The sequence below is a fragment of the Brevundimonas sp. UBA6550 genome, assembly GCF_002434505.1.
Lineage (GTDB): Bacteria > Pseudomonadota > Alphaproteobacteria > Caulobacterales > Caulobacteraceae > Brevundimonas.
The window spans coordinates 1-14819 of sequence record NZ_DJKE01000004.1; the positions used below are offsets into that span (position 1 = coordinate 1).

The window sequence follows — 14819 nt, forward strand, 5'->3', positions numbered from 1 at the left end:
GCGCGAGAAAGAGTTTCTGCCTGCCGCGCTGGAGATCTCCGAGACGCCGCCGTCGCCGATCGGCCGGGCCATCCTGTGGACAATCATCGCCGCCGCCCTGACCGCCCTCGCCTGGAGCATCTTCAGTTTCGTGGATGTGGTCGCGGTAGGTGAGGGGCGCTTGGTGCCGACCGGGCGCCTGCGCAGCGTAGAGGCGGCCGAGGCGGGCGTCATTCGCGCCATCGACGTGCGGGAGGGCCAGCATGTCACCGCCGGTCAGCCACTGATCGAGCTGGATCCGACCCTCGCCGACGCCGATGTGGACACCGCGCGCGCGGAACTGGCCTCGGCTCGCCTGACCCGGGCCCGTGCCGACGCCATCCTGGGCTACCTTGCTACAGGGCGCATCCAGTTCGTGGCCCCCGACGGCGCTGAGCCCGCCGCCGTCGCCGCTGAGCGTCAGGTGGTGGACGCCCGCATCCGCGAGCATCAGGCTAATCTGGCGGCCCTCAGCGCACGCCGCTCGGGCGCCGCGTCAGCCGCCCTGACCTCGGCCGAGAACATCGCTCGTTACGAGGAAGTCCAGCCCCTGGCCCGCCAGCAGCTCACGGCCAGACAGGATCTGGAACGCCGGGGCTACGGCGCCCGGCTGCGCGTGCTGGAACAGGAGGAGCGCTACATCTCGGTCAGCCGCGAACTTGCGGCAGAACGTCACAGGGCGGCGGAAGCTCGGTCGCAGGTCTCGATGATCGACCGCGAACGCGCCCAGGCCCAGGAGCAGTTCCGGGGACAGGCGGCGCAGGAGAAGGCCGAGGCCGAGGCCGTGGTCGCCACCCGCACCGAAAGCCTGACCAAGGCCGACCAGCGTCAGTCGCTGCAACGGCTGAAAGCGCCGGTTTCCGGCACGATCAACGAGGTTTCCGTGACGACCCTGGGCGAAGTGGCTGAGGCCGGCCAGGCCTTGGTCACTCTGGTCCCGGACGGCGAGGCCCTGATCGTCGAGGCGCTGATCCTGAATCGCGACGTCGGCTTCGTGCGGCCGGGCATGCGCACCATCGTAAAGCTCGAGGCCTATCCCTTCACTCGCCATGGCAGTCTAACGGGCGTCGTTGAGCATGTTTCGCCGGACGCTACGGTAGACGAAACGCGCGGACTGGTGTTCCCTGCGCGCATACGACTGGTTGCGTCGAGGTTGCGCACCGGAACGGGGGAACAAGCCGTGATGCAGCCGGGCATGGCCGCGACCGTGGAGATCGTCACCGGACGCCGGCGGGTGATCGACTATGTGCTGTCACCGATCGCGCGGGCAGTCGGGACGGCGGGGAGGGAACGATAGTGAGAGATCGCAACGAGTGTTTGTCGCTACATCGCTTCAGTTACGGCAACGGTTTCCGAACAAAACCCGGCGGCAGAAGGCGCTTCTTCCTCGCTGTTTTGGCGGCATCGACAACTTCCATCACTGCTTCGTGTGACAATCGCGCAAACGAATTCGAAGGCCGAATTATCTACATAGCTACAACCTCAAGTGATGGGGTCGTCTTAAATCCGATCGGGCTAATATGTATTGAAGGACCGCAACCCCGTGATCTTATCGTGACGCCAGACAACAACACCCCGGAAGAGTTTTTGGAAGTTGTTTCAGACGTAAGGCGCCACAACAAGAGGCAGGCTTCTTCGATTAAAAAATATCAATGCAAAGTTGTGGAAGGGTAGTTTATGCCTAATGCGCCTGTCAGGCCGAACGGCCCGAACAACATTGTTACCTATCCGTTCACCGGCACCTCTCCTCGCTTGGGCCGGATGCCTCCAATCACTATCATGTCGAATAGCTTCGACGCGGCTGAAGTGGGAGCAACGATCGGACGTCTTGGCCAACGAGCAAATAGGGAAATGCTTGCCTGGTGGAATAAGCTTGGAGCTAAGGGCACCCGAGTTCTAATATATGTGAATTACGACCCGTTGTTGACCCCGTACTACTATAACGGAACATGGCTTCATAGATCCGCAGAAACTGTACTAGGGTCTGCAAACTATGTGAATGGGCCTCAAAGCGCGGCGAATGGCGCTCCGTTAGACGTGGGCGCTAACTATGATGCTGTGATTGTACTCAATTATCACCAGATTGCTGCGAACGGAGGGTGGGGCGGGTTCTTCGCTACCACCGTGCTTGGTCATGAAGCTGGACATTTGGCTTTCCCTATCGCTTCAACTGATACATGGGAGTACGGACGACAAGTCGAGATCCAGCATCGAGAAATCATTGCTCCTGTCATGGCCCGAAGGCTTTGGGAAGCGGGAACAACCCTAAAGTTTACTGATCCAAAAACGGGAGAGACATTTGTTGCGGGATTGAATGCTGCTGGATGGGCGCGCGACAATCTCACAGGTCAATATACCGTGTTACGAGGACTCACGGAGCTTGAGAAGGTTTTGGCCAAAGGGACTCCGAAGTTTGTCGATGGTGTCCCCCCTAATGAATACGATGGATTGGAGATAATACCCACATCAAATGTATCAAATATTTCCCAAATTGGAGATATAGTCGGATCCTCACTTGGAAACTATATAGCTGGAAATAATTTAGTCGCTGGTATTGGATATAGTAGCTTACTTGGTGAAATCGGTGAGCGGATCGGTGCTGCAATCAATGCTGGTTTGAACGGAGATTCTGCTGTCGCCAACGCAACGGTTGGTGGGCTCGAATCTCTTAGCCACGAAGTGGCAGTTCGAGCAGGTCAAGCTGCCATTGGCACTGTCAGCAGTTGGTTGACGATGGAGCTAGGCGAGTCTCTCGGCCTGAAGGGATTTGGAGCTGAGCTGTTTAACACGGTCGGTTCCACAGTTACTCAGCACGTTATTGGAAATCTACTGAATAACCCCCAGCTTCCATTCCATGCATTGAATGTAGGGGGGGTCGCCGACGGAATGGGGGGTGGCGTAGGAAATCTTGTTTCCGCCCTGTCGAGTGCTGTGGGTGCGTTCCTAGGGGCTAAGCTTGGCGCGATGGTCGTCAGTCCTCAGACTCAGGCGGCAGTTGTACTATCTTCGATCGGTAGCGCGGCTGGTGCCTTCGTAGCGGGGAAAGTTCTGGGCGCAGTTGGCAGTTGGGCTACCTCCAAATTTGGGAGCATGCTTGGGAACATGATCGTTCCCGGAATAGGTGCTTTCGTGGGCTTTGTTTTGGGCGCATTGATCGGCAATTTGTTCGGTCGCAAGAAACCCAAGACGCCGACGGCCAACGCCGAGGTCTATCTCGACTACACCAGCGACCAGTTCCAACTCGGCGCATCCTCAGCGCAGAACGGCGGCAATCTGCAGCTCGTCCGCAACATGGCGGAATCGGCGCGCGATACGCTGAACGGCTTCCTGACCGTTCTGGCCGGCGACATGCCCTATGAGGCGACCAGCTGGGGCAATGGTCTGTGGCGGAACGGGAAATACATCGCCTCGGACGCCGGGCTGCAGAGCTTCTACGGCCACACCGGGGGGCAGCTCTGGGTCAAGCTAGGTAGTCCCAGTGCGGCCCAGCAGAATGTGAGCTCGGCCGACGACGCCGTGTCCAAGGGCGTCATGTGGTCGATCAAACAGACCCAGATCATCGGCGGCGACATCTTCGCCAAGCGGGCACTGGCCAATTCGGCCGCGACGGACCTGACGGCCCTGCTGGGCGACCTGCAGATCGCCTCGGACTATCGCTTCTATGCGAACAATCGCGATTTGATCAACGGCTACATCACCGGCGCCTACAACAGCCTGAATCAGGGCGAGAAGGATTATTACGCCGCCCACAAGGCCGTAATCGACAAGGCGCACACGAAGGGCGTCAGTGCTCTGGATGGAAATGAGCTCGCCTTCTACAACGGCAATAAGGCGACGATCGACAAGATCATCTCGGCCCTTGAAGACCAGGCTATCGCCAACCCTTGGATCATCACGCTCCAGCGCATCAACGAACTGAAGCTTGACCAGTGGAACAGCGCTGACTTCAACGGCGGCCTTCAGGGCTTCCTGACCAGCATGGGCCTGTCGGCGTATGGCGCGAACTTTGAGGATGTGCGGGTCAGCGATCTTCTTGGCGGCATGACCCTGTCGGTGAAGGGTCCGACCGTCCAGGACGGCGTCTTCTCCATCCTGCCCCAGGCGCTGGAGAAGCCTTTAGGCAACGACCTGCTGAACCCGCATTGGGCGCAGAACTCGGCCGGGTGGTGGATGGCGACATGGCAGGCGCCGTCTGCCGAACACGGTGTTAATCTGAATTCGGACTGGTCCGGTTCCGGCAACGATGTGTTCTGGTCGCGCATGAATGGAGCGACGACGAATGGCGCACTCGTCGATGTCCGCTCGGAAATGATCGCGTCGGTTGGCGGGGCCACCTACGAGTTCAGCGTCAAGGCGGCGCAGCATCGTGGCACGGCGCAAATGTTCGTCGAGTTCTACGATGCGAACCAGAACTGGCTCGGCTCGCAAATTATCAATGGGTCAGCCAGGGTCTACGGCGGCTGGCATGGCGATCTCGCCAACTTTGATACGATCAGCGGCCAGGTCACTGCTCCGGCGGGTACCGCTTATCGCCGGATCGGCCTGCGGCTCGTGGCAAATGGCGAGAACGACCCCTACGCCTTCTTCACCCAGCCCGTGACGCGAGAAGTCGGCGGCGCCGCCATCGACTGGAGCGCCGACGGCAACGCGATCCGCATCGATGACCTAGCGAAGATCGGCTACACCAAGCTGACCAACGGCAATACGGCGGGTAGAGACTTCCTGGACTTCTCGCAACGCACGGCGGCGGTGGGTTGGAGCGACTGGAGCCAGACCACCCAGTGGGAATGGCGTACAGACTACGAAGGCTACGAATATCAGGAAGAGGTGACGGTCACCCAAACCGGCGGCGACGACATCGTGGTCGGCAGCCGCTACGGCGACTATCTCGCGGGCGCCGCGGGCTGGGACTGGATCGACGGCGGCGACGGCAATGACACGATCGAGGGCGGAGAAGGCAATGACGTCCTCTTGGGCGGCGCGGGCGCTGACCGTCTGATCGGGGGCACTGGCGACGATTATCTCGTCGGCGGCGCGGGCGACGACAATCCTTGGGATGGCAACCCGAATGCCGGCATGTGGGGCGGGACTGGTAACGACACCTTCGTCTTCGCGGGTGGTCGCGATGCCGCGTTCGGGGAAGATGGAGATGATGTATTCCTGATGGAACAGGACGGTTACGCGCCAGGCCTTGAAGCGAGCGGTAATCATGATTGGTCCAAGATGGACTACGTCGACGCCGGCGCAGGCTCGGACACCATCTCCTATGAACGATTCACAGCTCCGTTCGCCCATAATCTGGATGTGAACTTTTGGCCTTGGGCGACCAACGCAAATGCGATGCCAGTCGGTGGCATCAACGGGGTTGTCGTCTATCTCGGTAATCACCCCGCGAGCTGGAATAATGGCGACGGATACTGGGCCGACGCCAAATACATCATGGGCGACTGGATCAAGGGCGTCGAGAATGTCACCGGCAGCCGTTTCAACGACTATCTCTGGGGCGACGCCGGAAGCAACATCATCAAAGGCGGCGACGGCGACGACTTTCTCGACGGACATGACGGCGCTGACATCCTGGAAGGCGGTGCGGGTGCGGACTACCTGTTCGGCGGCGGTACTGGCAACGACACGGCGTCCTATGAAGGTTCGAACGCCGGCGTGTACATCGACTACACCACGGGCGAAGCCTTTGGCGGCCACGCGACCGGCGACAAGTTCAACAGCATCCAGCATCTTCGGGGGTCGCGCTTCGCCGATGAGCTGAAGGGCGATGCTCAGAACAACCGTATCGAGGGCCTAGCCGGCGACGACTGGATCGTGGCGACCAAGGGCGCCGACATCTACGACGGCGGGGAGGGGCTCGACACCGTCGACTATTCCGAAGGCTTCACGACGGGAACCTCTACCTATCAGGTTCAGATGGGTGGTGGCCATTGGGAGTGGGACGACTGGCTGCAACAGGGCGTTTGGATCGAAGAGCCTGTCTACTATGAAACCGTCACCTCGACTCGTATCGGGCTGAACGTGATGGGCGGCGTAGCCGAATGGCGCGCCACAGATGGGACGGCCGGCACGCACAGTCTTATCGGCGTGGAGCACATCATCGGCACCGCGGGCGATGATTATATCGGCATGACCGAGACCGACGATTACATCACCGGCGGTAAGGGTAACGATACGCTATCTGGCGGCGGTGGCGGCGATACCTACTACTTCAACGTGGGTGATGGCGTCGATACGATCAACGACAACAACGCCGGCGGGAACGTCGTGTCGTTCGGCGCGGGCATTGGATTCAATCAACTGACCTTCTCTGCTCAGGATGGATCCGGCGGCCATCTGACGATCTATTATACCGCGACGGACTCGGTCCGCATCAACGGCAACATCCCGTCGGTGAAGCAGGGCAAGCTGGCCTCGGAAGAAGACAACCGTATCAAGACCCTCGACATGAACGGGTCTGGCCAGTTGGATATTTCACAGTTCGAGATTTATCGCGGCGGCACCGCCTGGGGTGATACGATCAGCGGCATTCGGACGCTTGGCGATTTCATCGCCGGCTTCGGCGGCAATGACATCATTTACGGCATGCAGCCCGGCCAGTGGGAAGACCACGGCAACATCATCATCGGCGGCGCTGGCGACGATACGATCTATACCTCGGCCGGCGACGACCAGTTCGCCTTCGAGCGCGGATCCGGGCGTGATACGATCAATGATAGCGGCGGCGAAGACGTGCTTGTCTTCGGTCCCAATGTCGCGGCCGACGATGTGATCTACAAGGTGGTCGGCAACGACCTCTATATCGGCATCCGCGAGGCGGGTTCGCCCGGTCTGGAAGCGCATCAGGTCACCGATTACGTTCGCGTGGTGAATGGCGGCGTGAAGTGGGAGGATGTCTACGGCGGCGGTTCCTCGTTCAATACCGTCGAGTTCATCAATGCCGGTGGAACCTGGATCGATCTGCGCAAGCTCGATCTGAACTGGACGGTCCAGTATTCCTACAACGGCGGCGTGATGCCGATCGTGTTCGACCTAGGCGGGGACGGTCTTGAGTTGACCGGCGTCGAGTCGTCCATGGTGGTCTCGCGTCTGTCTTCTGGCGAATACGCGCGCACGTCCTGGGTCGGCCCGACCAACGGCATCCTCGCCTTCGACCGCAATGGCGATGGTCAGATCAATAATCTGTCGGAGATCTCGTTCGTTCAGGATCGCGAGGGCGCCAAGACCGACCTCGAAGGCCTTCAGGCTTGGGACACGAATGGCGACGGCAAGCTCAACGCCTTGGATACGAACTGGTCCAAGCTGCTTATTTGGGTCGATCGCAATCAGAATGGTCGATCGACCGAGCAGGAACTGCGCACGCTCGAACAGGTCGGGATCACCGAAATCGATCTGAAGGGCGTCGCGACCGGCAATACCGCCGACACCACGCGCGACAGCTTCGTGCACAACACCCTGTCCTTCACCTGGGCCTCCGGTGAGAAGGGAACGGCCTACGACGTCCAACTGGCGCGTCGTCTGCTCAACGAATTGGGCCTGTCCGCAGAACAGGTGCGCGCAGCCTGGGGCGATGGTTCCGCCACGGGCGAACTTGGGCGGCTTGCGTCCAATCCAACCGTCGCTGCTGCAGCGCGTGTAGTGTTGGGTGCTCCGACCGATCCGATCAGCCCTTGGTCGAACTTCGGATCCGGTCGCCAAAACATGGCGGTGCTTCGCGACGATGCTGAATGGGGTGCAGGGTTCGTTGCTGACCCTGCCCTGGATGACGGTGATCAGAGCGTGGATGTTTCCGTCGACTTCAGCGATCACGACGGTCTTTATGCGGACGATGAGGTCCGTTGGTCCGATGTCCTGAACGGCACGGTGTCAAACGGCGGAACCATCAACGACACCGACGCGCGTGTTCGGGCGACGCTTGAAGCGCTGCAGCAGTCCGCGGGCCGCGGGGCTTTCGGCCAGGCCTTCAGTCGGCCGGAGATCGAAGACCCCTCGGCTGCCATGGTCCCTGTCGGCGGTCAGTCTGGGGGGCAACGCACCTTTGCTCCCTCTTCCATTTCAAACGCCCAGATTGGAGCGGCGGAACGCGTCGATGCCTTTGGCGTCGACGGGCGGCCGTCGAGCTATGGCCAGCTTTTCGACGTCGACGAAGCCGCAAACCTGCTGAACGCCGCATCAGATGATCCCGATGTCTGGGCGCCGGCGGAGTTCAGCCGGGCGTCGGTTGCGCAGGGTCGCGAGTGGTGGCGGTCCGCAGTCGTGTCGCCAGAGGGCCTGCCGATGGTGACGCCCTTCGCCACGCTTGATCAGGCTTCCGAGATCGAAGGCGGAAGTCGCCCGTCGTCGGCGTCGCAGCACCAGCAACTCGTCCAGGCGCTGGCGGCCTTCGGTCCGAAGAACGGAGGCGGAAGCTCAGCGATCTGGAAACGTTCCGGTGAAGTCGATGGGGACGCCCTGACCGGCGTTGCATCTGACAACCGCTGGCGGTTCGCCGGACCGTCGCGTATCCACGCCTAAGCCTTCTGTTCGAGTAGCCGTATGACCGACACCAACCCCGCCTCCAAGACCGTCGCTCAGATGCTGGGCGAGATCACCTGGCTGATGACCCAGTCGCCGATCCACAAGCAGCTGTTCATCGGCGATCTGGAATGGTTCGCCATGCCGGCCATCCTGGTCGAGCAGTTCCGCATCTTCTATGGCCCCAACAGTCCCGCGGCCGTGGCGCTTTGGGCGATGGTGTCCGAGGACACCGAGGAGCGATTGAAGGCTGGCGCGCACAAGCTTCGCGCCGACGAATGGCAAGGCGGGGATCGGCCGTGGCTCATTGAGTTGATCGCCCCATTCGGCGCGCAGGACGAAATCCTCGCCGATCTTTCCAAAACCGTTTTCGGGGGCAAGCCGTTTAGCTTCCATACGGCGACGCCGGACGGTCAGCGCGTGGTGAAAGTCTATGAAGCCCCCGAAGTCTCGACGCTCAACTAGGGTCTGGGCCTCCGTCGGATTGGCGGCGGCCGCAGGCTTGGCCGCCTGCCAGAGCCTGGTGACGACCGTCCCCTTATCGGAACAGCTGGCGCCACTCGACATGGCGTTGTCCGAGGCCCCTGACGCCGTGGAAGCGCGCGCCAACAGCGGCGACGGACAGGCGCAACTGGCGATGTTGATCGTGTCTATGTACGGGTTGCATGGCCGAACGCCAGATATTCTCGCCGCGGGCCGCTGGCGGGATCAGGCGTTGGCCAACCGGCGCTTTATGCCGATCACTCAGTACACAGCCGCCTTCAACGGCTCGCCGTCGCGGGTGAACATCATCAATGTTCCGGTTCAGACCATCTCGGCCGCGCAGTGGCAGGCCGTTGATCGATGCTCGGACTTCTTATCCGGTGTTGAATTTGGAGACGCAGCTGCGTGCGGTGACGCCGATGACACTCGCCAGCGACAAGCACAGTGGCGCTTGTCACTCGGTCAATAACGTCTACGCAGATGCGTAATCGAAGTGATGCGCTACAATCCGCTTATCGCCGGCGGTTCTCATCGGCTGCTCTCTCCGGATCCGTGTCAACACGTGAGCCCAACACTCGCAAGATAGTTCTCGGTTTCAACCACGGCGGCGCGCCATCTACACTCATTGATGTTGTCGGGTTTCAGGAAATCTGACTCGTGTTTCACTGAAACGACTCAAAGCCCATGATGGCGCAGAGCCGCGGATCGCTTCAGCTTGTCTCCATTGAGCTGCGATCCGGAGATCCGCCCTCTCAAACGGCTGAATTCCGGTCATTTTTTGCCGTCACAAGTTGGACTCCGTCTAAGTAAAGTCGGATGCATCGGCTCCTATCGCGTGCCCGAAGCCGGTTCCTCTGACTTTGTGATTCCAAGCCTCCCGAAGGGCTGGGCGCTGAGAGACGCGAAAGCTGCTTCTGACTCCTCGCCGTCTTTCGGAACGTCTGCTTTGCGGCCCACAGGTCGATACTTACTTCGGCTGCCCGACAAGCCAGGTCGAGTTAAAGGGTAAGCAGCGGTCCTCATGGCGCCGACGACCGCTATTTAACCTTCGTGGTGAACGATCCGGTTCACGCTCTGACCGCGTCTTCTGGGGCATGGCTAGATGGTGTCGGCTCTGAGGTTTGGTATTACCGTCGATGACGAACACGCCCGTCATCTACTGGGAGAACCACCGTTGAGATCGCAAAGAAGCGCGTGCGGCGACCGTCCTGTTCTTTCCCCCCGATAGGGCGGTCTACGCCCCACAGGGCGCCCACGCCATCGAACGCCCTCGCAGCTGGGGCTACTCGCCGGCCCAGACCTTCCAGACTGACGGGCCCGAGTGGCGGGACAGTATCGACAATCTCCTGGTCTGGCTTGATTGGCTTGGCGACGGCCGACTGAATGACCTGTTGGAGTTCGTGAATCCCAAGCTGTTCATGACAGACGGCAAGTTCCTGCGGCCGCCTCAACGCGAGAGCCTGATAACCTCCGTGCAGACGCCGACCGGTCCCCATCCCCTCTCGGGATTGAGCCATGGCGAACGCGCCATCCTGCAGCTTTTCGTTCGGGTGGCATATGACAGGCAATACGATCATCCTGATTGACGAGATCGAAACCCATCTGCACACGAAATACATGAACCGGATGTTCCAGGCCCTGAAGGCGCTGGTGATCGGGAACCGAAGGCTCTCGATCGTCTTCACCACCCACAACCGTGAACTCATTCAAGTCTTCGATCACCTCAGGCGCGAGCCCGGGATCACGAAGGGCGGGGATCTCATCGAGGATGATAAGAGCTGATGGCGAAGCTGTCAGAGTTCGGCGACGCGGACGCACTGGAGAATCGTTACGTCGACAAGGTCATCGTCTATGTCGAGGGAGACGGCGACCAGCGTCTCTTCACAAATGTGGTCGGCCCGGATGTTGCCGACCGACTTGAGTTCAAGACCCCCGCGGAATCCACGGGCGGCTGCGGATTCGTTGTCGCGCGTGTGAAGGCGGAGCGGCAATCCAACGAGAAGATTTTCGGGCTGGTGGATGGCGAAACCGCGGCGAGCCATGGCGGGACCGATGCGCCGCTCGAGTGTCGACGGCTGATGTTCGCCCTGCCCGGAGAGCCGGGCCTGGACGGCGTGTTTTTCCTGTCCGCCCACGAGGTCGAGAATCTCATTCTGCTGTATGGCGGGATTTACGAGCTCATTCCCAAGAATGTCAGGCTGGCGTCCCAAGGAGAGTTCGACGGGGCGCAGGTGCGCGAAAGCGTGCTGAAACTCACCAAGCGGTTCTTCGTCGCCGCCCTGTTGAAATACGCGAGCCTCCACGTCGCGGCCGTGGGAGGTCCCATGATCACCGTGAAGGGTGGAAAGTTCGTCGACAATCCGCCCAGCACCACGGCTCTCCTTCTCGAACTGAAAGCGCGCGTGAAGGCGGAAGGCGGCGACTGGGAGGTCTATCGCGATGAAATGAGACGGATCATCAAGGCGCTCAGGCTGCAGTTTCGCGCCGAGGCCTTGTCTGCCGAAGCGCGGGCCGATCATTTCATCCGGCTCACGGACGGCAAGAACCTGCTGCTCGGCCTGCGTAAGATCTATAAACAGGCGCCCCATGACGCCCTGCTGGCGGACGCCCTTACCCAGCCGCCCTATTCAGACCGATTCCGCACCGAGTTGCTCGAGCTGACCCAAGCCGCGTGAACCACAGCCGAGACCGACGTGCGCCTGCGGAAGGCCAGCGTTCCAAACGCCCGGGTCAAGTGCGGCTGGCCGATCAGCCGAGCCGTTCTGCGCTAGTGAGGTTCAGGCCCACGACCTGCCCATGGCGGCCGGTAACGAGCGAGCCCCGGAACAGTAGGCCTCCCCGTCCTCCAGCCCGGCATGGCGACCGCTGTCGATGGGCACCAGCAACCTCTGCCCCTCGACCAGGCGAGCGTACCACTCGCCATGGACCAGCAGAGCGGCCCCGTGGACGCCGGGGCCTCTCAGTGCGGGCGCGAGGGCGGACGGAAGCGTATTCGTCTCCGATCTCGGCCGAACCGGGGACTGGCCGGAGGCATCGACCTTGCCGGACAAGACCTCTGTCAGGATGCGAGCGGCCTCGGCGTCAAAGACGACCGTCGCGTGATCGGAAACCATGATGTTGATCTGACGGGCGTGGCCCTTGGCCACCGGCCCCGCCATGGCCTGAAGCATTTTACGCTCGGGCGCGCGTTTCAGGACGGAGTACGCATTGGCAAAGGAGGGGGCGAGCCAACTGGGTATCGCGCCGATGTACTTCGCTGAGGAAATGCGCAGTCGCGGTTACAAGCCCGCCGGCAACGCGCACCACTGCATCGTGTGGCGAAAGGCCGATGTGGAGCGAGCGGTAGCTGAGTCGCGAATCTGAAAAATCAGAGGACTTGAATCGGCGACTGCGAAAGTTGAGTCGCTCCGCGCGGACCAGCCTCTTGAAAAGCGCAGCGATTACAGCGCCTATAACTTCGCCAGAGTCAGGCTGAACGAAACCTCACAGCTCCTCGCTGTGGAGTTTTGCTCCTGAGTCGGCGATGAGTCGGATCCCCCCCAGAGAGCGCCGGCCCTCTTCCGGCGACCTGTGAGCGCTGGGGTTCGCATACATCTCATGCGAATTCGGGTTCGCTCGGTCAGGGCGCCGCACGCTTCATCGCCTAAACCAACCCTTAACCAGGAAGAACTACAACCATAACGAGCATTCTGGAGCCCGAAATGCGGGTGTGTCGCGCCATGATGAAAGGACGACGGAGGCCGTCTCGCGAGGGCGCGGCGGCGGTGGAGTTCGCGCTTGTGGGGCCGATCCTGATCCTGCTGTTGATCGGCATCGTGGTTTACGGCGGTTGGTTCCTGACGGCGCAGACGGTTCAGGCGGTGGCGTCGGAGGGCGCGCGGGCCGCCGTCGGGGGGCTGGATGCGGCCGAGCGCGAGGGGCTGGTGCGCGGCGAGGTGGCGGGCGCCGTGCGCGGCGTGGGGCTGAAGCCGGACCGCACGACCGTCCTGATGGCGGAGGAGGCGGGGCGGCTGCGCGTCGTCGTGGCCTATGACGTCAGCGACAGTCCCTTGATGCTGATGGGCGGCATGCTGCCCCGGCCGCCGGCGGTCATCCGCCGCGTCGCCGTGATCCAGGTCGGCGACCCGTCGTGATCCGCTTCGCCGCCCGTTTCGCTCAGGATCGGCGTGGCGCGGTCGCGGTGATGGCGGCGGTCGCGGGCGGGCTGTTGTGTCTGTTCACCGCCGCCGTGATCGATCTGGGGGTTCTGGTGCTGCACACCCGCCGGGTGCAGGGGGCGGCGGATCTGGCGGCCCTGTCGGCGGTGCGCGTTCTGGATCGGGGCGAGGTCGCCGCGCGCGTCGCGGCGGACCGAACGGTCCAGGCCAATGTCTCGCCCGAGGCGGTGGTTTCCGTCTCCACCACGCTTGGCGTCTATACGCCCGATCCGAAGATCGACCGCGCCCGGCGCTTTCAGCCCGGCGGGGCGGCGAACGCCGCGCGGGTGGAGGCGATCAGTCCCGCGCCGCTGTTCTTCGCCCATCTGCTGCTGGGCCGCGACAAGGTCGTGGTCACGCGCCGCGCCGTGGCTGCGCGTATGGGCGGGGCGCCGCCCAAGGCCATGTTCTCGATCGGCGCGCGCCTGGCGCGCCTGGACGGGGGCGTGGCGAACCAGCTGCTCAGCGGCCTGACCGGCTCCAAGGTCTCGCTCAGCGTCATGGACTATCGTCGACTGGTCGATCTGGACGTCAATCTGCTGGGCTTCACCGACGCCCTGGCGACCGATCTGGGGGTCAAGGTCGGCGACTACGATCGGCTGCTGACCACCGAGGTCGATGCCGGACGTGTCCTGAAGGTGCTGGAGGGGCTGGCGGGCGGCTCCGACGGCGGGGCGCTGGGTCGTCTGGCCTCGGTTTCGGCGGGGGTGAAGGTCGAACTGGGCGATCTGATCGGCGTCGAGGCGCAGGCCCCGGACGGCTTGCGCCAGGGACTGGACGCCTCCGTTTCGGCCATGGACCTGATCTTCGCGATGCTGGAGATCGGCGGGGGCGAGCGCCAGGTGGCGCTGAACCTGGACGTGCCGGCCGGTCTGGCCGACCTAAAGACGACGCTGGCGATCGGCGAGCGGCCCAATCGATCCCCGTGGCTGACGGTCACGTCCGGCGGTCAGCCGGTCATTCGAACCGCGCAGACGCGGCTCTATGTCCGTGCACGGACGGCTCAGGCCCTGTCGGGCCTGGCCCGGGTCGAACTGCCGATACTGGTCGAGTTGGCGCCGTCCGAGGCGCGGCTGAAGTCCCTGGCGTGCGATCCGGCGCGGCGCGTCGATGTCGACGTGCGGCCGGGGCTGGCGCGCGCCTCGGTCGGGGTGGTGGACGAGGCGCAGGTCTCGGACTTCAAGACCCCCCTGACGCCGCGTCCGGCGACCCTGCTGTCCGTGCTGGGCCTGGTGTCGATCACCGCCAGGGCGGATATCGAAATCGCCGATGTCGGGTTCCGTCCTCTGCGGTTCGATGCCGCCGACATCCAGGCCCAGCGGACCAAGACCATGACCTCGCGCAGTCTGGCGACCGGCCTGGTGTCCAGCCTGTTGCAGCGGCTGGAGGTGACGGTGAACCTGGCCGGACTGGGCCTGGGACTGGGCGACCTGACCAAGGCCCTGGGTCCGTTGCTGACCCCGTTAGGGCCGGTGCTGGACGGGGTGCTGAACCCGGTCCTGGATCTGCTGGGCCTGAAGCTGGGCGAGGCGGACGTCACCGTCCACGGCCTCTCCTGCCCGGATCAGCAGAGGTCCACGCCGCGCCTGGTGGGCTGAGGCG

The 14819-nt window shown here is 62.3% G+C and carries 9 protein-coding genes; 8 read left to right on the forward strand and 1 reads right to left on the reverse strand.

Translation table 11 applies throughout. The annotated features are described in order from the left end of the window. The 6 genes from B3Z70_RS03060 to B3Z70_RS03085 all read left to right on the forward strand — a co-directional run. The coding region (locus tag B3Z70_RS03060; protein WP_292044627.1) for an HlyD family type I secretion periplasmic adaptor subunit at window positions 1–1315 on the forward strand (1315 nt) is incomplete at its 5' end. Between the two features lie 1805 nt (window positions 1316–3120). Further along, window positions 3121–8538, forward strand: coding sequence for a calcium-binding protein (locus B3Z70_RS03065; RefSeq protein ID WP_292044629.1), 5418 nt, complete (start codon window positions 3121–3123; stop codon window positions 8536–8538). 21 nt (window positions 8539–8559) lie between these two features. Continuing rightward, window positions 8560–9003 carry a toxin-activating lysine-acyltransferase gene (locus B3Z70_RS03070; protein ID WP_292044631.1) on the forward strand — a complete coding sequence of 148 codons (444 nt, stop codon included), beginning with the start codon at window positions 8560–8562 and terminating at the stop codon, window positions 9001–9003. 37 nt (window positions 9004–9040) lie between these two features. Further along, entirely contained in the window at window positions 9041–9490 is a 450-nt protein-coding gene (locus B3Z70_RS03075; protein WP_292044633.1) for a hypothetical protein, read from the forward strand. A 1046-nt stretch (window positions 9491–10536) separates the two neighbouring features. After that, a complete protein-coding gene (locus tag B3Z70_RS03080; protein ID WP_292044635.1) occupies window positions 10537–10803 on the forward strand; it encodes an AAA family ATPase in 267 nt (88 codons plus the stop codon). Next, the gene (locus tag B3Z70_RS03085) at window positions 10803–11696 is read left to right on the forward strand and encodes a hypothetical protein (RefSeq protein ID WP_292044637.1); all 894 of its coding nucleotides are present in this window, start codon (window positions 10803–10805) and stop codon (window positions 11694–11696) included. Before B3Z70_RS03080 ends, B3Z70_RS03085 begins: the two co-directional genes overlap by 1 nt. Before the next feature lie 102 nt (window positions 11697–11798). Here B3Z70_RS03085 and B3Z70_RS03090 read toward each other — a convergent pair whose 3' ends face one another. Continuing rightward, window positions 11799–12191, reverse strand: a complete 393-nt coding sequence (locus B3Z70_RS03090) for a hypothetical protein (protein ID WP_292044639.1) — start codon at window positions 12189–12191, stop codon at window positions 11799–11801. A 594-nt stretch (window positions 12192–12785) separates the two neighbouring features. Here B3Z70_RS03090 and B3Z70_RS03095 point away from each other — a divergent pair. After that, a complete protein-coding gene (locus B3Z70_RS03095; RefSeq protein WP_292044641.1) occupies window positions 12786–13154 on the forward strand; it encodes a TadE/TadG family type IV pilus assembly protein in 369 nt (122 codons plus the stop codon). After that, window positions 13151–14815, forward strand: coding sequence for a TadG family pilus assembly protein (locus tag B3Z70_RS03100; RefSeq protein WP_292023633.1), 1665 nt, complete (start codon window positions 13151–13153; stop codon window positions 14813–14815). Before B3Z70_RS03095 ends, B3Z70_RS03100 begins: the two co-directional genes overlap by 4 nt. Window positions 14816–14819 lie beyond the last annotated feature (4 nt).

Excerpts from the sequence above, each read along its gene's own strand:
- B3Z70_RS03065 (WP_292044629.1), top strand. The coding sequence starts at position 3,121 with ATGATCGTTCCCGGAATAGGTGCTTTCGTGGGCTTTGTTTTGGGCGCA.
- B3Z70_RS03080 (WP_292044635.1), top strand. The coding sequence starts at position 10,537 with ATGGCGAACGCGCCATCCTGCAGCTTTTCGTTCGGGTGGCATATGACA.
- B3Z70_RS03090 (WP_292044639.1), bottom strand. The coding sequence starts at position 12,191 with ATGCTTCAGGCCATGGCGGGGCCGGTGGCCAAGGGCCACGCCCGTCAG.
- B3Z70_RS03070 (WP_292044631.1), top strand. The coding sequence starts at position 8,560 with ATGACCGACACCAACCCCGCCTCCAAGACCGTCGCTCAGATGCTGGGC.
- B3Z70_RS03085 (WP_292044637.1), top strand. The coding sequence starts at position 10,803 with ATGGCGAAGCTGTCAGAGTTCGGCGACGCGGACGCACTGGAGAATCGT.